20 protein-coding genes are annotated in these 19,467 nt (G+C 34.8%); 8 read left to right on the top strand and 12 right to left on the bottom strand.

Features of this window, described 5'->3' with window-relative positions; all coding sequences use genetic code 11:
- Positions 1-111 precede the first annotated feature (111 nt).
- Positions 112-816 (top strand): YjjG family noncanonical pyrimidine nucleotidase, encoded by a 705-nt coding sequence (locus JAZ75_RS10880; RefSeq protein WP_208701754.1) that lies wholly within the window; start codon positions 112-114, stop codon positions 814-816.
- 85 nt (positions 817-901) lie between these two features.
- On the opposite strand, the gene JAZ75_RS10875 is transcribed toward JAZ75_RS10880, so the two are convergent.
- The 3 genes from JAZ75_RS10875 to JAZ75_RS10865 all read right to left on the bottom strand — a co-directional run bounded on the left by JAZ75_RS10875 (position 902) and on the right by JAZ75_RS10865 (position 4,603).
- Entirely contained in the window at positions 902-1,708 is an 807-nt protein-coding gene (locus JAZ75_RS10875; RefSeq protein WP_208701752.1) for a DUF1080 domain-containing protein, read from the bottom strand.
- A gap of 57 nt (positions 1,709-1,765) precedes the next feature.
- Positions 1,766-4,213 (bottom strand): TonB-dependent receptor domain-containing protein, encoded by a 2,448-nt coding sequence (locus JAZ75_RS10870; protein WP_208701750.1) that lies wholly within the window; start codon positions 4,211-4,213, stop codon positions 1,766-1,768.
- 108 nt (positions 4,214-4,321) lie between these two features.
- Complete coding sequence (locus JAZ75_RS10865; protein WP_132770990.1) at positions 4,322-4,603, bottom strand: ATP-dependent Clp protease adaptor ClpS; 282 nt, start codon at positions 4,601-4,603, stop codon at positions 4,322-4,324.
- A 72-nt stretch (positions 4,604-4,675) separates the two neighbouring features.
- On the opposite strand from JAZ75_RS10865, the gene JAZ75_RS10860 reads away from it, so the two are divergent.
- From JAZ75_RS10860 to JAZ75_RS10845, 4 genes are all read left to right on the top strand, one after another.
- Entirely contained in the window at positions 4,676-5,722 is a 1,047-nt protein-coding gene (locus JAZ75_RS10860; RefSeq protein WP_208701748.1) for a 3-oxoacyl-ACP synthase III family protein, read from the top strand.
- Between the two features lie 213 nt (positions 5,723-5,935).
- Positions 5,936-6,889: a DUF2157 domain-containing protein gene (locus JAZ75_RS10855; protein ID WP_208701746.1), complete on the top strand. Its 954-nt coding sequence runs from the start codon at positions 5,936-5,938 to the stop codon at positions 6,887-6,889.
- Positions 6,879-7,970, top strand: a complete 1,092-nt coding sequence (locus tag JAZ75_RS10850) for a DUF4401 domain-containing protein (RefSeq protein ID WP_208701744.1) — start codon at positions 6,879-6,881, stop codon at positions 7,968-7,970. The genes JAZ75_RS10855 and JAZ75_RS10850 overlap by 11 nt, the downstream gene beginning before the upstream one ends.
- Positions 7,957-8,445, top strand: coding sequence for a GDYXXLXY domain-containing protein (locus tag JAZ75_RS10845; protein ID WP_132770994.1), 489 nt, complete (start codon positions 7,957-7,959; stop codon positions 8,443-8,445). The genes JAZ75_RS10850 and JAZ75_RS10845 overlap by 14 nt, the downstream gene beginning before the upstream one ends.
- 61 nt (positions 8,446-8,506) lie before the next feature.
- Here JAZ75_RS10845 and atpG read toward each other — a convergent pair whose 3' ends face one another.
- From atpG to JAZ75_RS10800, 9 genes are all read right to left on the bottom strand, one after another.
- Positions 8,507-9,400 (bottom strand): ATP synthase F1 subunit gamma, encoded by an 894-nt coding sequence (atpG, locus tag JAZ75_RS10840; RefSeq protein ID WP_021188670.1) that lies wholly within the window; start codon positions 9,398-9,400, stop codon positions 8,507-8,509.
- A gap of 79 nt (positions 9,401-9,479) precedes the next feature.
- Positions 9,480-11,054, bottom strand: coding sequence for a F0F1 ATP synthase subunit alpha (atpA, locus tag JAZ75_RS10835; RefSeq protein WP_021188669.1), 1,575 nt, complete (start codon positions 11,052-11,054; stop codon positions 9,480-9,482).
- A 49-nt stretch (positions 11,055-11,103) separates the two neighbouring features.
- On the bottom strand, positions 11,104-11,649 hold the full coding sequence (locus JAZ75_RS10830; RefSeq protein WP_021188668.1) for a F0F1 ATP synthase subunit delta: 546 nt from the start codon (positions 11,647-11,649) through the stop codon (positions 11,104-11,106).
- 31 nt (positions 11,650-11,680) lie between these two features.
- Positions 11,681-12,181 (bottom strand): F0F1 ATP synthase subunit B, encoded by a 501-nt coding sequence (locus JAZ75_RS10825; protein ID WP_021188667.1) that lies wholly within the window; start codon positions 12,179-12,181, stop codon positions 11,681-11,683.
- Positions 12,182-12,273: 92 nt separating this feature from the next.
- Positions 12,274-12,462, bottom strand: a complete 189-nt coding sequence (gene atpE, locus JAZ75_RS10820; RefSeq protein ID WP_021188666.1) for an ATP synthase F0 subunit C — start codon at positions 12,460-12,462, stop codon at positions 12,274-12,276.
- A 36-nt stretch (positions 12,463-12,498) separates the two neighbouring features.
- A complete protein-coding gene (atpB, locus tag JAZ75_RS10815; RefSeq protein WP_232789408.1) occupies positions 12,499-13,656 on the bottom strand; it encodes a F0F1 ATP synthase subunit A in 1,158 nt (385 codons plus the stop codon).
- 32 nt (positions 13,657-13,688) lie between these two features.
- Positions 13,689-14,093 (bottom strand): hypothetical protein, encoded by a 405-nt coding sequence (locus JAZ75_RS10810; RefSeq protein ID WP_208701742.1) that lies wholly within the window; start codon positions 14,091-14,093, stop codon positions 13,689-13,691.
- Positions 14,086-14,307 (bottom strand): AtpZ/AtpI family protein, encoded by a 222-nt coding sequence (locus JAZ75_RS10805; RefSeq protein ID WP_021188663.1) that lies wholly within the window; start codon positions 14,305-14,307, stop codon positions 14,086-14,088. Before JAZ75_RS10805 ends, JAZ75_RS10810 begins: the two co-directional genes overlap by 8 nt.
- A 48-nt stretch (positions 14,308-14,355) precedes the next feature.
- Positions 14,356-16,596, bottom strand: a complete 2,241-nt coding sequence (locus tag JAZ75_RS10800; RefSeq protein ID WP_208701740.1) for a helix-turn-helix domain-containing protein — start codon at positions 16,594-16,596, stop codon at positions 14,356-14,358.
- Between the two features lie 258 nt (positions 16,597-16,854).
- On the opposite strand from JAZ75_RS10800, the gene JAZ75_RS10795 reads away from it, so the two are divergent.
- From JAZ75_RS10795 to JAZ75_RS10785, 3 genes are all read left to right on the top strand, one after another.
- The gene (locus JAZ75_RS10795) at positions 16,855-17,352 is read left to right on the top strand and encodes a phosphomannose isomerase (protein ID WP_021188662.1); all 498 of its coding nucleotides are present in this window, start codon (positions 16,855-16,857) and stop codon (positions 17,350-17,352) included.
- A gap of 259 nt (positions 17,353-17,611) precedes the next feature.
- Complete coding sequence (locus tag JAZ75_RS10790) at positions 17,612-18,343, top strand: hypothetical protein (protein WP_208701738.1); 732 nt, start codon at positions 17,612-17,614, stop codon at positions 18,341-18,343.
- Between the two features lie 11 nt (positions 18,344-18,354).
- On the top strand, positions 18,355-19,464 hold the full coding sequence (locus JAZ75_RS10785) for a hypothetical protein (protein WP_021188659.1): 1,110 nt from the start codon (positions 18,355-18,357) through the stop codon (positions 19,462-19,464).
- Positions 19,465-19,467: the final 3 nt, after the last annotated feature.

Here is a 19,467-nt window from a genome sequence, read left to right as displayed (position 1 = left end):
AAATAACGATAAACAGAGGTATAAAAAAATGTGTTGGACTTTATGACACTAAGAGGAAAATCGAACAGCCCCTATTTCTTTCATTAGTTCATATTACGCTATATTTGTACTATGTTTCAACAAGACAAAAAAGATATATTCTTCGATTTAGATCATACCATTTGGGATTTTGATAAAAATGCAGAAGAGACATTGGACGAACTATATTATCATTACAAATTTGATCAGCTATTTCAGCAAGAAAGCTCTGCCCAATTTATCCAAACCTATACGGTCAATAATCATCGCGTATGGAATCTGTATCATCATGGTAAAATTGATAAAACAGAATTACGCCGTGCCCGCTTTGCAGATACATTTACACAACTTGGTGTAGATCCTTCCCTATTTCCCTCTAGTTTTGAAATAGAATATTTACGCATGTGCCCGCAGAAAACCAATTTATTTCCACATGCACATGAAACACTTCAATATCTGTATAAAAATTACAATTTACATTTGATTTCAAATGGATTCAAAGAAGCTTGCGAAGTAAAGCTTGATAAAAGTGATCTCAATAAATATTTTAAAAATATCTTTATTTCCGAAGTGGTTGGGGTCAATAAACCTGATCCCAGAATATTCAATTTCGCATTAGATAAAGCCGACGCAAAAATTGACAATTCCATCATGATCGGTGATAATATTGATGCAGATGTTCGAGGAGCAATGAATGTAGGCATGGATGCCATATTCTTTAATCCTAATCAAGGTGAAAGACCACAAGATGTAATACATATGATCAGTAATTTAAAAGAATTACAGTCCATTCTATAAAATAAAGGAATGAAATAACAGAATCATAAAGCATAAAAAAAGCGAGCTTGATTTTCAAGCTCGCTTTTTTTATGCTTTATGGTAATTACAATTTTTTCACAGTAATATTTTTGAACCATACGTCATCACCATGATCCTGAAATCCGATAACGCCTGATTTAGTTTTGCCACCGACATTCTTCAATAATTCGTAAGCCAAAGGCCATTTTTGTTCACTAAATTTACTTTTTTGTAATAGATCAATCCATGATTGATCCCATAGTGTATATTCAACAACTTTGACGTCATTTTGCCACTGTTCAACTTTACCTTTATTAACAACAATTTTCACTTTATTCCATTCACCATAAGGCTTAGCATTTTGAGGCTTCGCAGGGATCATATCATATAACGACGTTGATTTACGATTTCCATCAACCCCCATCTTCGCGTCAGGATGATTTTCATTATCCAGCACTTGACATTCAGGACTGGAAATATAAATTGGTTGTCCTTCAATTTCCTTTGCTAAAAAGAAAATACCAGAGTTCGCTCCTTTTGCCACTTTCCATTCCAGTTCCAATTCAAAGTTTTTGAAATCATGAGCAAAAATTAAATCTCCACCTTCATTATTTCCAACATTTGCCTTGCTGTCAAATTTTATAGCACCATCATCAATGATCCATTTTTTAGGCAATACAGCTTTATCATAACCACGCCATCCTGTTAAAGAAGTACCATCAAAAATGACATATGCACCTTGTTTATTTTTGTTAAAATTTTTCAAATCTACCTTAGGTAGATCCAAAACCTTATATGCAGGGACTTCTTTCTTCTGTTGAGCGACAGTAGTACCAACACTTGCAGTACCCGCGAGCATAGTAGCTGCTAAAACGATTGTTCTTAATTTCATATCTAGTATTTATATGGATTAAATTTAAAAAAAAATCATCGGAATCAAGAATATATCTTAATATTCTTCTCCGGATATTTCATTTGTATTAGTCTCCCTTTTCTTAGACTTTGTTAAATCCTGACCTCCGAATCGATACGAAACTGATAAAGTAACCATTCTTTTCATCCAACGCCTTTCAAAATTAGAAATCAACTGCGGCGTTTCCGTATACCCTTCCATTTTTCTAGAATTGAATACGTCACGGACATTCAACATAACAGAAGCTTTCTTATTAAAGACATCTTTTTTCAAAGCTACATCTATACCTTTCATCGCATTCATCTTTCCTTGAGCCATTACACGAGAAGAATTATATTCGCCTCTAACCTGTGCAGAAAATGTTGGTGTCATCCTATAGTTCATGGTTAAATTAGAATTATAAGAAAATCCCTTCCTACTTGGCAACTGGTACAGCTCATTAGCTTTATAATTGATATTTATCAAGTTCAGATTGAATGTAAAATCAAAATCTTTTGTTGCATTGACTTTGGCAATAAATTCAAAACCAGATAAAGTACGGCTTGTTAAATTCTCCCATTTACTATAAGTCACACTATTCGAATCTACAAAGAATACGTAAGGTTGAATCACTTCACTGGTATGATTAAAATATGCTGAACTGACCAAATTAACTTTACCATAAGTTTTCGCATAACTCAACTCAAAAGCATGCACATCTTCAGGTTTTAGATTTGGGTTACCCTGACGTCGGTTCATATCATCAGTCACATCTGGAAATGGATTGATTTGCCAGCCCCGAGCGCGTTGTACTCTTCTAGAATAACTCAACTGTAATTTATCACCGCTGTCATCAAGATCATACGTCAAGAATACAGTCGGATATAGACGAAAGAAATTTTGATTAGCTTTTTCTTCTTTGACAAGTACTTCTGGATCTTTTGAAAAGTAAGTCGATTTTAATTCAAATTGCTCGCCACGTAACCCCAATTGATAACCAATTCTTTTGCTTAATTTATTCTGATAATTAACATATAAAGCATGAACCGAACTCGTAAAATCAAAATCATTACTGATCTTATAATCGGGGAAATAAAGCCCAAGGCTATCAACTAAGATTTCAGAAAACTGCGTATCAAAAGATTTTCTAATCTGCGTTCTATATCCAGCTTCAAACTTACTCGTCTCAGAAAATGGCAATACATAATCAGCTTGTAGATTAATCACCTTTCCGTTTTCAGAAGTCACATTTTTACGACCATCAGCAGGTATGGGACCACTAAAGTTCTGTAAAAAATCATTTGTTCCATCTTCTTTATCATTTCCATAACTTGCATTCGCAGTCAGCTCTTCTCCAGATCGCTTAAATTGATGTCTAAAATCAAAATTTAAATCATAAGCAAAGTCATCTTCAAATTGACGTGAATTACGATTACTAGTCCCCGAAAGTTTAGGATGATTAGAATATTGGTAATTCAAATCTTCAGAACGATCACTATTACGGATACTCATATTACCAGAAAGCCCCAAAGTAGTACGATCCGTTATATTATAGTCAACTCCTGCCTTAATATTATGTCCGTTTCCTTTACGGGAAGACTCAGATTCATTATAGATACGGCTGTTATTATCTAAAAAAGTGTTATCCACCTTCCCGCTCCCAACCATATTACGGCGATTAAAATTATAACTACCAAAATAGTTGAACTTCTTATCTCTGTAATTAAGCGTCAATCCAGCCATATAGTTATCATAAGAACCTGCAGATGTATTAACAGCACCATTCAATCCCGTACGGATATTTTTTTTCAATACAATATTTACAATTCCTGTCTGCCCTTCTGAGTCATATTTGGAAGAAGGATTGGTGATAATTTCGACTTTATCAATTGAATTAGCTGGTAAACTCTGTAATAAGGCCGTCACATCATTACCTGCCATTGCAGATTCTTTACCATCAATCAAAATCTTAACATTAGATCCTCTTAAACTAACCGTCCCATCCTGATCGACTTGTAAAGTTGGCACATTTGCTAATAAATCGGTGGCTGTACCACCTGCACTCACCAAACTTTCTCCAACATTAAAAATCTTACGATCGATTCCAATCTGCATCGCCGGTGCTCTTCCTTCAATTACAACTTCACTAAGCAATTCACCAGAAGGTTTTAAAACTAATTTACCGAGATTAAGATTGGAAGAATTTGATACGACAATATTTGTTTTCACGAAGTCGGAATAGCCAACATAAGTAACACGTAACGTAAAAGTACCATTTGGAACATCTTGAAAAATGACTACGCCATTCTCATCAGATTGGGTACCCTTTAAATAAGCTTGAGCACTACCCGTCAGTAATGATGCACTAGCAAAATTGACTGGAGTTCCAGTTTTTTCATCAATAAGAGTAGCAGATATTTTACCAGATTGAGCGAAAGCTATTATCGGAAAGAATAAAAACGTAATAAGAAAAGTAAAGAAATGGGTCTGATTTTTAGAGAACATAATAAAGTTATAAGCTGTAATACTACAAAAATGTATTTTTTTGTTGAACTAAAACGACTCGTAACCACTTTATTACTCAATAAAATGACCTATCTCGGAAATAAAAATCTACTCGACAGATACAGTAAGACCTTCTGCTTTTAGAATTTTTCTATAGACCTCCATCTCAGTCAAAGATCCCTCCAAGACTGCACATTTACCATCATTATGCACTTTAAAAGCAATTCTTTCAGACTCAGGTTCCGAATATTGCAAATGATGCATCATACAAAAAATAACATGGTCAAAAGTATTGATATCGTCATTCCACAAAATCAGTCGATTGGAATCTTTAACTGAAGCTAAAATTTCGGATAAGGAATAGGTTTCTTGTGCAGTTTCTGTACTCATACTACAAAAGTACTTTAATTTTCAAAAATTACGTAATTTTACTTAATTTGAACTTAACATAAATACAATCATATGTTTCAATCCAAAATTGCAGGTATAGGATACTACGTACCAAAAAATGTTTACACCAATCAAGACTTAACCCGTTTCATGGATACAAGTGATGAATGGATTCAGGAAAGAACAGGTATTAAAGAGCGTCGTTATGCGGATAGAATTGGTGAAACAACCACCACTATGGCTGTTGAAGCATCAAAAATAGCGATTGAACGCGCAAATACGACTGCCGAAGAAATTGATTTTATTATTTTTGCTACGCTTTCGCCTGATTATTATTTCCCTGGTTGTGGCGTACTTCTACAGCGGGAAATGGGTATGAAAGAAGTAGGTGCTTTAGATATCCGAAACCAATGTTCAGGTTTTATTTATGCATTATCTGTCGCTGACCAATTTATCAAAACTGGGATGTACAAAAATATTCTTGTCGTTGGCTCTGAAAAACATTCTTTTGCCCTTGATTACTCAACACGCGGAAGAAGTGTGTCCGTAATCTTTGGAGATGGCGCCGGAGCTGTTGTTCTTCAACCTACAAATGAAGCAGGTAAAGGTATTCTAAGTACTCATTTACATTCTGACGGTGCTGATGCTGAAAAGTTAGCGATGTATTACCCTGGTGCATCTGGTGGGATCTGGTTAGATGAAAAACCAAAATGGCCGGAACAAGAGCTTGGCGGAATGTTAATGACAGCAGAAATGCTAGAAAATGGAACAGCATTTCCAGTCATGGACGGTCAGACAGTATTTAAAAAAGCAGTGGTAAAATTTCCAGAGGTAATAGGAGAAGCACTAACCAAAAATAATTTAACAACACAAGATATTACCCTCTTAGTACCCCACCAAGCAAATCTTAGAATTTCGCAATTCATCCAGAAGACATTGAAGCTAAATGACGATCAAGTATTTAATAACATTCAAAAATATGGAAATACAACCGCGGCATCAGTTCCAATTGCATTATGTGAAGCATGGGAAGCTGGAAAAATTAAAGAAGGAGATCTTATTTGTTTAGCTGCTTTTGGCGCAGGATTTACATGGGGATCAGCCCTCATCCGTTGGTAGAAAACACACGGTAATTTTTTAAAAAAAACTAAGATTTACTGCTAGCCCTCAGAATTAAAACAGTGTTTTCCACAGGAGTTATTAACATTATGTTAATAACTCCTATGGAAAACATCATATAGCCTATCAGATTCCGAAGTATCTCCCACCTTCAATCTTTTTCAGATCCATTCTATTCCAGAAAATTATCACAATTTTTCGTTAGATTTAGTAATGGAAAAACTAAATCGTGAAGACATATCGATTGCAAGTAAGCATAGTAATCTTTCAAGAGAACAGATAGAAAATCTTTTAGAAGAAAATGTGTACGTAAATACCAGAGACTGGAAGCGATTCTTAGATTTATTCTTACTTGTATTAGGAATCGGGTTTGTTGTCTCTGGCATTATATTTTTCTTTGCATTCAATTGGGCAGATTTAAACAAATTCATTAAAATCGGAATTATACTTCTTCTACTAGCTGCAACTGTACTTTGTGCACTTCTATTAAAAATAAATGAAGTATATAAAAATACATTATTGACAGCTGCTTCCATGTTAGTCGGTGTATTATTTGCGGTATTTGGACAGATATACCAAACGGGAGCTAATGCCTATGACTTTTTTCTTGCCTGGACGATATTTATCACGATTTGGGTAATCGCAACACGATTTTATCCACTTTTGCTTCTCCATATTCTTCTTATTAATACAACCATTTTCCTATTCAACGATCAAGTTCTAAATAGTTTTGACCCAGTTAGTATGTCTACACTACTATTCTTTATCAATGGTAGTGCGTTAACGGCCTTATTATCTCTAAATCATTATCGGAAAATCCAGATACCACTATGGTTTAGAAATACGTTTACTCTTATTGTAACCTCAATTGCAACAATCGGTTTGTGTTACCTCATATTTGACTCAAGACTCCTAAACGGATTATTATTAATTATTGGTACGCTAGCATGCTACTCTTACTATATCTATTATGCCTTACAGACAAAAAGTACATTTTTCATTGGAACCATAGCTTTCAGTATTTTAATTATCACTAATTGTCTGCTTATTAGAATCTTTGAAGATGAATTTGTCTTGATCATCATCAGTCTTTTTGTGATAATAACGGTGACAGCCATTATAAAATTATTGTTAAATCTTCAAAGAAAATGGACCAATGAAAAATAAACAAGAAATACTAAATAAAATAGAACTTTTGAGCAAAGGCAACGAGCCCAATTTTCAGATCAATATAAATGATACAATGGCAGCGTATCAACATTTGGAGGAAAACAGATCAAATCTGACTATAAAAATACTACCCATACTTGGAGTTATATTAAGTGTTTTAAGTTTTTTAGGAGCCTTATTTTTACTAAACATCTTAAACGATAAGTTGAATTTAATCATTTGCGGTTCCATCTTTCTTATTCTATCTCTATACTGCATTAAAAAATATAACGCCATTATCATTGATACTGCAAGTATTGCATTTTATATTGCGGGAGGATGGATGCTCATATATGGTTTCGATATCCATGATTTAAATTACATATTTATACTCTGTTTTATCATCAGCTTATGTACACTATTAATTGTACAACGCCACCTGTTATCCCTGTTAAATATACTTGGCATTATTTATTCCATAATAGCTTTAATCAATCACAATTATCAAAATATATTATTCATTACACTGATCAATGCTATTCTCATAATTACATTGATCTATTTTTTATCACATGAAGCAGCTGTACTATCCAAACGAAATTTAATCAGTACAATCTATAATCCATTGCGCTTAGGGCTTATTCTTGCAACAGTAGCCACGACAGCATTCATTATACTATCACATTATGAGACTTACAATGAGCAAGTAAATAACAACTCATTCGCATTATATATATTATCGGTACTATATGGATTTGCAATTTTATGGGTGGTTTATAAAATCACAAGTAAATTTGAGATCACAACATCCAAAGTACTTTTTCCTACATATGCACTTCTCATACTGATGCTAGGTTCAACAGTTATTAATCCTGGTATCGCATGTTCAATACTACTCATCTTAACTTGTTTTAATTATCAATATAGGATGGGTCTATCAATTGGTCTTATTTCCCTACTCCTTTCCTTATGGCATTTTTACTATAATCTAACCTTTTCATTATTGGTAAAGTCATTGATTTTAGTTATTTCCGGACTGTTATTTTTAGCCATTTACTTTGTTATAAATTCAAACAAAATCAACAATGAAAAAATATAAAAACTGGATCATTGCAGTGAACTTATTGGCCATCATTGCTTATTTCGCTTTTACGATCCTGCAGAAGGAAAAAATTCTAAAAGAGGGTAAACTGATTCTTTTAGAGTTAGCACCTGTCGATCCGAGATCACTTATGCAAGGCGATTACATGCGCTTAAGATATAGTATAGCAGACAGTATAACGCCTTCAGAAGTGCCTCCACGTGGATACGTTGTTGTCAAATTAAATACTAAAGGTATAGCAAGTGGGGTTCGCTTGCAAAACAATACGACACCGTTAAAGAAAGACGAACTCTTAATCAAATACACTATGTCTAATAGACATAGTTTAAATATTGGTGCCGAATCCTTCTTTTTTCAAGAAGGGCATGCCACAAAATATGAACAAGCAAAGTTCGGAGGGATCAGAGTAGATAATAAAGGAAATAGTTTGTTAGTCGGGCTTTATGACGAGCGGGAAAAAATGATCAGGTAAAGCATAAAAAAGGCGATGAAAATAAATTCACCGCCTTTTTCTATATTGATATTACTCTTAATTATCCGTTTGATAATGCCGCTGCACCAGAAACAATCTCTGTTAATTCTGTTGTAATAGCAGCTTGACGTGCTTGGTTGTACGAAAGCTTTAATGCTTTTAACAAATCTCCAGCGTTATCAGTTGCTTTGTCCATTGCAGTCATACGGGCACCATGCTCAGAAGCATGAGAATCCAAAATAGCCTTATACAATTGAATTTTAATAGCTTTAGGAATTAATTCCTCAATAATCTTCTCTTTCGAAGGTTCGATAATATAATCAACCTCAGCAGTTTTTTCCTTAGTCGAAAGGGTATCTTCCGTAGGAAGTAATGGTAAAATTTGTTCCGAAGTCAAGATTTGTACCGCTGCATTTCTGAATTGGTTATACACCACTTCTACACGGTCAAAGTTACCTTCTTTGAATTGTTCCATTACAAATTCAGTGATTTTTGAAGTATTCTCAAAATTTAAAGCACCGAATAAATCACTATGATTGGCAATAATATTATAAGCAGGCTTTTTAGCATAGAAATCATATCCTTTCTTACCTACAGTAATGATACTTACATCACCTTTACGTAATTGATCAGCATACTTTTCAGCAACTAAATTATTTGCAGTTTTGATTGCATTCGCATTAAAAGCACCAGCCAAACCTCTATTAGAAGAAACAACAATAATCAACACTTTATTTGGTTCACGATCTACCGTATAAGGAGAATTACTTCCTTCTACACTTGCAGATACATCTGCCAAAATTTCACGAAGTTTATTCGCATACGGACGCAATTGAACAATTGCATTAGTAGCGCGTTTTAGTTTCGCTGCAGATACCATTTTCATCGCTTTAGTAATCTGCTGTGTTGATGTTACCGATGCGATACGGATTCTTACTTCTTTTAAATTTGCCATATTTAATTTGAGATTTGAGTATTGAGTACTGTGTATTGAGTATAACTCGCTATACTCAATACTCTATACTCATATCTAATTAATATTTTGATGCTAAATCTTTAGCTACTGTTTCTAATACTGAAGTTAACTCATCTGAGAATTTACCTGCTTTAAAAGCATTTAAAACTTCTGGATGACGTTGCTCTAACAACGTTAAGTATTCTTCTTCAAATTCTCTCACTTTATTTACTGGAACTGAACGGAATAAACCTTTAGTACCTGCATAAATAATTGCTACTTGTTTTTCAACAGAAACCGGAGAGTATTGAGCTTGTTTCAAAATCTCAACGTTACGGATACCTTTGTCTAAAACTCCTTTAGTTGCTGCATCTAAATCAGAACCAAATTTCGCGAAAGCTTCTAGCTCACGGTATTGTGCCTGGTCTAATTTCAATGTACCCGCTACCTTCTTCATCGGCTTAATCTGAGCATTACCCCCTACACGAGATACAGAAATACCTACGTTGATCGCTGGACGGATACCTGCGTTAAACAAGTTAGACTCCAAGAAAATCTGACCATCAGTAATTGAAATTACGTTTGTAGGAATATAAGCAGAAACGTCACCCGCTTGAGTCTCAATAATTGGAAGAGCAGTCAATGAACCACCACCTTTTACCAAGTGTTTGATAGACTCAGGAAGATCATTCATATTTCTAGCAATCTCATCAGAAGCATTGATTTTCGCAGCTCTTTCTAATAAACGGCTATGTAAGTAGAAAACGTCACCTGGGTATGCTTCACGTCCCGGAGGTCTTTTCAATAATAAAGAAACCTCACGGTAAGCTACCGCTTGTTTTGATAAATCATCATATACGATCAATGCTGGACGACCTGTATCACGGAAGAATTCTCCGATAGCAGCACCCGCCATTGGCGCGTAAAATTGTAATGGAGCTGGATCAGCAGCAGAAGCCGCAACAACAACCGTATAAGCCATCGCACCACGTTCCTCTAAAGTACGAACGATATTCGCAACTGTAGAGTTCTTTTGACCAATAGCAACATAAATACAGAATACAGGTTGACCAGCATCATAAAATTCCTTTTGGTTTAAGATTGTATCGATACATACTGCAGTCTTACCTGTCTGACGGTCACCGATTACTAGCTCACGTTGTCCACGACCTACTGGAATCATTGCATCGATCGCTTTGATACCTGTTTGTAATGGCTCCGTTACTGGCTGACGGAACAATACACCTGGAGCTTTACGCTCGATTGGCATTTCGTATGTCTCACCTGTAATAGGTCCTTTACCATCGATTGGCTGACCTAATGTATTTACAACACGTCCGCACATACCTTCACCTACTTTAATAGATGCAATACGATTAGTACGTTTAATAGTATCACCTTCTTTCACGATGTCTGAAGGACCTAAAAGTACAACACCAACGTTGTCTTCTTCTAAGTTTAATACGATACCTTGTAATCCGTTATCAAATTCAACCAATTCACCGGACTGAACTTTAGTTAAGCCGTAAATACGAGCAATACCGTCACCAATACTAAGTACGGTACCAACTTCCTCTAGTTCGGCTTCTGATTTAAAGCCCGACAATTGTTCTCTTAAAACTGCCGAAACCTCATCTGGTCTTACCTCTATCATTGTTATTATTATAAGGGGTTCTTGATTTTGTTAAATGCTAAAATCAACACTAAACGCGTTGACCTTCAAAATATCTTTCTAATCTATTTAATTTACCTGCAATACTTGCATCATATTGTTTGTCACCAATCGTGATTACAAACCCACCGATCAAAGATTGATCAACTTTATTTGTAATCAAAACCTGCGCATTAACTTGATTTGCAATTGTTGCTTTTAATTCTGATAAATTAGTATCAGAAAGTGGTGCTGCAGATATCACTGTAGCTTTTACAATTCCTTTTACTTCATTGTACTCGCGAACAAATTCATGAGCAGCAGCCTCGATCACTTCAGCACGACCTTTTTCAATCATGATCTTGAAGAATGATAAAATAGCAGGATTGATTTTATCTTTAAATAATGCCTCTAAGATATTTACTTTCTTGTCCAATTTAATAATTGGATTAGACAATACTGCACGTAGCTCAGGATTAGCTTTCAAAACCTCGATGAATTGATCCATATCCGTTTTGATAGCGTCCAAACTACCTTGTTCTTTTGCCAAATCAATTAATGATTTCGCATATCTTGATGCTACTTTAAATACTGACATACTTCTTTAATGATAAAATTTGAATGACCGATTAGTTTACTTTCACGTCTTTAAGCAAATCTGCAATTAACGTTTCTTGCTTATTTTGGTCTTCAAATTCTTTGCTTAATACTTTACGAGCAATATCCAATGCCAAAGTAGAAACTTGATTCTTTACTTCTGCCATTGCTTTGTTTTTTTGCTCATTGATTTCAATTGATGCTTGAGCTATCATCTTAGCACCTTCAGTATGGGCTACATTTTTTGCTTCAGCAACAATCTTATCTTTCATTTCTTTAGCCTCTTTCAAGATAAGATCACGTTCTACACGAGCTTCCTTTAGTAAGGATTCGTTTTCATTGGTTAAGCGCGCCATCTCTAATTTAGCTTTTTCAGCAGATTCCAAAGCATCAGAGATACCTTGTTCACGTTCTGCTAAAGCAGCGATGATAGGTTTCCAAGCAAATTTACCTAATAAAAAGATAATGATTAATAAGATGATGACTTGCCAGAAAAACAAACCAAATGAAAACTGTTCTATTAATTTTTCCATTGATGTATGATAATATTTTTTGTATTTCGTCTAATTGAAAGTATTATTTATGACCAACCGTCATAAATAATACTTTTAAATTCATTGGGTGATTATTTACCTAATAATAACGCACCGAAAGCTAAACCTTCTAATAAGGCTCCGATAATGATCATCGCAGTTTGGATTTTAGATGCTGCTTCTGGTTGACGTGCGATAGCTTCCATTGCTGAACCACCGATTTTACCTAGACCTAATCCTGCTCCGATAACGATTAAACCCGCTCCAATTAAATTGTACATAATAAATGATTTAAATATAATTAAACAAAAAATTTCTTAATGATGTGCTTCGTTATGCTCTTCAACAGCCATTCCAATAAATAGCGATGACAACATCGTGAAGATAAACGCTTGTAAAAATGCTACTAATATTTCAATTACCATCAGGAAAGTTGTCAATAGCATAGACACCCCGATACTACCTCCCAACGTTAATTGTTGTTGCAATACATAAACAATTGCAATCAATCCCATAATAACGGTGTGTCCAGCTGTAATATTGGCAAACAAACGAACCATTAGAGAGAATGGTTTTGTAAACATTCCTAATACTTCAATTGGTGCCAAAACAAATTTAAAAGGAACTGGTACTCCTGGCATCCAGAAAATATGCTTCCAGTAGTCCTTATTTGCTTTAATATTCACAAATAAAAATGTAAAGATTGCTAAACATATCGTTACTGAAATATTACCTGTAACATTGAATCCCAGCGGTGTTAAACCTAATAGGTTTAAAACTAGAATTAAGAAGAAAACAGACAATAAGTACGGCATAAATTCTCTATAACGATGTCCAATATTTGGAACCGCCATCTCGTCACGTACATATAAAACTAAAGGTTCTAACACGCGACCTGCACCCTTAGGTAAATTATTCGCTCCCTTTTTGTATGTTTTTGCTAGGCCAATAAATCCCCAGAATAACAAAACAGTTGCTAAAATTAAACCCACAACATTTTTAGTAATTGATAGATCTAATGCCTTAGCATTTGTCGGGTGATGGTGTTCATCATAATTAAGTGTACCGGTAGCATCTGTTTTGTAGATTTTACCATGGTATAATTTATAAAACTGTCCATCTTTTTCAACGGTATTTTTACCAAAATCAAATTCTGAGGACATAAAAATTTTAACACCCCCGTCAATGATAATCACTGGCAAAGGAAATCCATAAGTCTTACCTTCTTTTTTATCTGTATACAAAGAGAAATAATGATCGTCTTGTAAGTGGTGATCAATATACTCATCTATTTCCTCCCGCTGAGTTTTTGGCTCTTCTGCGTGAGTTGAAATCTCAGCTGTATGAGACTCAGATGCCTTTACTAAAAATGGACTAACAGCAAATAAAATTACTGCAAAAAAAAGAAATGCTTTCTTAACGCTCCCCATGTTCTGTTTTTTATTTTTGCGCAAAAATACAATATTATTTGTCATTTTTTGCGATTAATTTGAACTTTTTATTAAAACTACTTATTGACTGATTCCACTTCTTTATTAATGACCTTAAAAGCAACTAATACGTCAAAAAACAAGTATAGAAAAAATACGATTAAAAAATTATATTCGAATATATCATCGGACGAATGATTCAATCCCCCTCTAAAAAAAACATAACTTAATGCTGCTTTTAACGTAATTAGGCCCAAAAAAATGAAACCTATATTTTTAGGCATTACGGAATCGGAGATCAGGATAACAATTAATACAACTAATGAAGCAACAGATTCAAATGCGTATAAACTATACAATTCAAAACCAGTTAAACTTTTAAAATCAGCAATCCCAAAAGAGGGTAGTGCAAAGTAGTGCGCCCCAAAGAGGACCGCAGTAAAAATTAGAAGTATTGCAATAAATTTAATGTAATTATTCATCCCTGTTCAATCGATTAGCTTCTCGTATAAAATGATAAAGTGAGGCGAAAATACCTATAAATGTGCATATTTTCATGGCAAGACCATTAGAAAAATGGTATTTCTCATCTAGCCAGGTGCCTAACATATACATCAAATAAATTGTGACTCCCATTTGCAGAGGCAATGAGATAAAAACCATCCACTTATTTGGGTTTTTATTAGACTTTCCCATGGCTATTTATAGCTAACTTTTACAAACATACACATATTTTGAAACATCTTAATCATGAACTGGATTTTCTAAAACTTTTTGTCCGATTTTAATATGCGGATAGTCTATACTCGCTCCCAGCATCATCTTTAATTCTGACGAAGATTTACCTGGATGTGCTTTTATGGTATTAATGATGAGATCCAGCTTATCCTGTTCAATCAATTCTGTGGCCTCCACTTCTGTCCCAACAAAATGAATAAGATGTCCATAAATTGTTCCCGCTACCATACCTCTTTTCACCGCGATCTCCTCAATACTAGCACCATCTTTGTAGAGTTCAAGAGTTACCTGCTTTGTATCCAACTTTTTAGAGCTCTCTCCCTCTTCACTTTGCACGACTAAATCTTCTTTTTCTTTTGTCTTTGACTGCTCCTGCACCTGTTCCAAAGCTTCCTGAAAATTATCTTTTTTAGATAATGCATCTGCGATAATCAAACACTGTCGAAGTTGCTCACGCTTACGCTTAAAATCCAACAACAGTTCTTTAGCCTCATCAATGTATTTTTTAGTTCGTTTCTTAATCTGCCATTCCTTAATATGCTGTTCCAACGCATCAACGAGATCATGATCCATCTTAGGTAAGAACCAATTGACCGCTGAAGTCGTACGGTCACAGATCAAAGCGTAGTCTACATGTTGATCTGTTTTTTTTAAAAGCTCATATAATTGTGTAATGAATTTATGTGCTACTTTTTCTTGTGTGAGCAGATTTGACTGTATGGTAGACCAAAAAGCCTCTGCCTCCACTTTATTATCGATATTACGATCAGCTAATGCAATAACTTGCTCTTGACATGAAGTAGTTAGATAATCCCAGCGAAAACATTGAATTAGGTTTTGTGCCAAATAAGACCTCTGACACTGTTCCAATATTTCTTTAATATCGGTTTGAAAAGAAGAGCGCAATGCAAAATCAACAACCTGACTATCTGTTCTAATTGCGTAGGTCGGTATAATGGATTTCAGGACCAACCCTTTTAAACTCGTCAATCTACTTAATGCAACATAAACCTGTCCTGCAGCAAATGAAGTACCCGCATCTATAATTGCTTTATCAAATGTCAGACCCTGGCTCTTGTGAATAGTAATCGCCCAAGCTAACCGCAACGGAAACTGTGAAAATGTCCCCAGTACTTCTTCTTTGATCTGATCCTGCCCTTTATCATAGTTGTATTTGATATTTTCCCAAGTTTCTCGCTTAGCCGTCACATCCTCACTTCCATCGGGGAATTTAACAACCACAGTTCCAGCTTGCAAATTTATATCTTTCACAGTACCGATCTTACCATTATAATATTTCCGATCCTCACCCGTATCATTACGTATAAACATCACCTGGGCACCAATTTTCAAAGAAAGAATCTCTTCTGCGGGATAAGATCCTTGAGAAAAATCATCTTTAACAACAGCTTTTAAATTCAGCATCTTACCAGACAGATTAGCCAATGCTTTTCCATTAATATCATCAGCATTTCGATTATGTGAAGTAAGCGTAATAAACTGCTCTCCTTCCTTTGGCTCAAAATCTGGCTTATAGTAGGTATTCAATTCTTTCAGCATTTCGATATCACAGTTATTATTTCGAATTGCGTTTAAAATGGAAATAAAACCTTCATCCTGCTGTCTATAAATCTTATCTAACTCTAATAAAATCGGTGGATTGTCACGAAGAACCTTGGCATTAAAAAAGAACACAGAGCTGTAGTGATTTCGCAAAACCTGCCACTCATGATCACGCACTACGGGTGGTAATTGATAAAGATCTCCAATAAAAAGTAATTGTAAACCTCCAAATGGTCGCATATCACGACGCACAGATTGCAGAATAACATTAATAGCATCTAATGTATCAGCCCGAACCATCGATACCTCATCAATAACCAATAATTCCAATTCTTGAAGAATCGTCCGACGCTGTTTAGTTAGTTTAATAGTACTGAATAAGCGGCTTTTATTATAAATATGTCCATCCTGTTCATCCCATTTTAGCTCGTGATCTTCTATAAAAGTTCCGAAAGGCAACCAAAAAAGTGAATGTAGGGTTGTACCTCCCGCATTCATAGCAGCAACACCAGTTGGCGCAGTGATCGCCATTTTTTTATAACTATGATCACGTATATATTTCAGAAATGTCGTTTTTCCGGTCCCTGCTTTTCCTGTAAGAAAAACATGTTGATTTGTCTGATTAACAAAAGCAACAGCTTGCATAAAAGACGTATTTTCACGATCTATTTTAATTTCTGACATACTGATAATTTTAATATAGGATTACAAAACTAATCAAATATTTTGAGAGGATATAATCATAGCACACTTCAAATAGGACGTATGCAACTTCTAATAAATATCCGATTCAGATGAAACCAAACGTAACTAGAAATAAAAACAATAGATAAATTGTAAACAAAAAAAATATCGCTAAAACGTTTATGCACTTTTTATTTAAAAGATTTTATTTATATTTAGCACTAAAATAACCGTACATTCTTACTAAGACACATATTTATGGTAACTGATAAATCAACGCTATTTGAGGAATTAGATAAAGCGTTAAAAGAAAAAGGATTTGAAATTGATAAATCAGATCAGACAAGACCCTGGGGAGGTTTCTTTGTAATCAACGAAGATCAAGCACAAAAATTTGCCGATGAGTATTTCGACGGATTAGATGTAAAAGACCTAAAAATTTCTGGCAAATTAAGTCCAAAAATTCTCGTTGTAGCTCCCGAAAAAAGATTATCATGGCAGTATCACCACCGTCGTGCCGAAATTTGGAAAGTAATTCACGGAACTGTGGGCGTTATGGTATCGGATACAGATGACGAATCAGTTGTACAAACGCTAACAGCAGGTAGTGTCATCAAACTTCGTCAAGGTCAGCGCCACCGATTAATCGGATTAGATGGTTACGGTATATTAGCTGAAATATGGCAACATACCGATATCGAAAATCCTTCAAACGAAGACGATATTGTTCGTGTTCAAGATGATTTTGGTAGATAAAATAATCGTTTCAAATTATTATTTCTTATCATCACGAAAACTCGGAAATTAGCTTTCCGAGTTTTTTTTATCCCAAACTCAATAGATTGATTGATTTATATCCCTCCTAGCCTGTCCCTTATCATTAAATAGATTACAATTAAATTTCGGATTGCCCGACAGGGCAATCGTGATATAAAATAAATGTTTTAAAAATGTAGTAATATGAATCAAGATTACCATTTTTTATTATTTTTACTATACTTAACTAACAAAAATTATGACTGATCAAGGAAACAATAAAAGCTATAGTATATTGGATAGTCTTAAAAAGCTAATTTTTACAGATCAGGAAGAGACTCAGCTCAAAAACCCGTCTCCCGATATCCAAAAAAATCCACCCGCTACAGAAATAAAAGATTATTCAACAGCCCCCGAAATAAAAACAGTTTCAAACCAGCAGCCTCCAGCCATACCCATTACAGCCAATGACGGTTCCACCGATATTAAACAAATGAAACTGAAGGTGCTCGGAATACTGGAAAGACTCAATGAACAAGGATTAGACTTTTTTGAGGTATGGAATGCTGCGGCTGCAATGGGAAAAGTAGACGAAACAACACTGAAAGCAGCCTATACTTCGCTTAAGTTTGTTGATAATACTTTAACAAAGGACAAGCTAAAAACAACTGGCACTAATTATGCTAACAAACTGAAAGAAACCATAGCCAAAGAAACACAGCAAAAAGAATCGGAAAAGCATAAAGCAGAACAAGACCGTGAATTTGAAAAGACAACCTTAAATAATGAAATAAAAACATTGACCGATAGCATTGCAAAGCTTCAGGATGATTTGAAAAAGAAACAAATTACCCTAGCCCAGATTAATGATAAATATGAGCCAAAACTAAAAGAGATAGAGCAAAAGATATCAATTGGAAACGCCGCTGTCAATGAAGTCGTCAATGATATACAAACAACCTTAGCAATTATAGAAAGGTCAATCTCATAAGATATAAACCAATGGAAAAGAAAGAACAGTACATTAATATTCCAGCTGAAATAAAATCACAGCTACCAATTTTTCAAGTATTAGGAGACCATCTGCCTGCTCAGATGCAAACACCAGAAGCCAAAAAGACAATCTCCAGTATATTCTTTTGGGCATTGGTTATTGGCGGAGCAATTGCTTTTTTCAAGTTTTTACCCGTCATGCTTGAATATGCCGCTAAAAGTATTTTGTTCGTAATATTCAGTATTTTATTAATAACCTTATTACTATTAGCGCCAAAAATTATTCAGCTATTACATCGCTTTGGCACTGTCCTTTTATTTAAAGGCGAAAAAGCCATTATTCGTAATAATCCAATAGAGACCTTACAGCTTTTATCAAAAGACGCAAAAGATACCTTAAAAAGAGTAAAAGAAAAAATAAGTAATGTAGATGGCGTTCGTATCGATATGATTCAAAGCGGTGAAACCGCACAAAAAACAGCAGAAGAAAAATACATTTATGCAAAACGTTTCACTGCAGAAGCGGCAAGTCAAGATGAAAATGCCCAAAATGAATCGAAAAACAACAATACGGAGAAAGCGAATGCTTACATGCGAAATGCAAAAGAGACACGGACAAAAGCATTTCTCTTAGGAAAAGAAGGAGAGTCTGAAGAACAAAATGCGAGAAGCTATGTACAGTATGCTAATCAATTTGCAAAGGTACTAGAAGTACTAAAAGATAATGAAAGTGCTGCTCGAATTTATGTAAGTACTCTAGACAGCAGTATTTCGATTATCTCAAAAAAACTAGAAGCTACTCAAAAGATGAAAAATGCTACAGAAGGGCTTGCCGATGTCTTTAATATAAAAGACGGTTGGGCTTTCCAAGAAGCTATGAATGCCGCAACAGGAGCCATCAGCCAAAATATTGCTTCCATCAGATCAAACCTAGACTTTTTAGATCAAAACAATAACATAACAGTAGGAGGAGCTCCTACCCAAGTAGAATTAGAAGAATTTATCCGTAAAGTAGATGAACGAAATTTGAAAGTACTGAATGTAAGCCAGATGGCAGACGCAAGTTATGAACTCAAACCGGAAGAAAAAATAGATAAGGGATTTACATTATTAGATTAATCA

The sequence above is a fragment of the Sphingobacterium sp. UDSM-2020 genome, from assembly GCF_016132525.1.
GTDB lineage: Bacteria > Bacteroidota > Bacteroidia > Sphingobacteriales > Sphingobacteriaceae > Sphingobacterium > Sphingobacterium anhuiense.
This window is presented reverse-complemented; position numbering and strand designations above follow the sequence as displayed.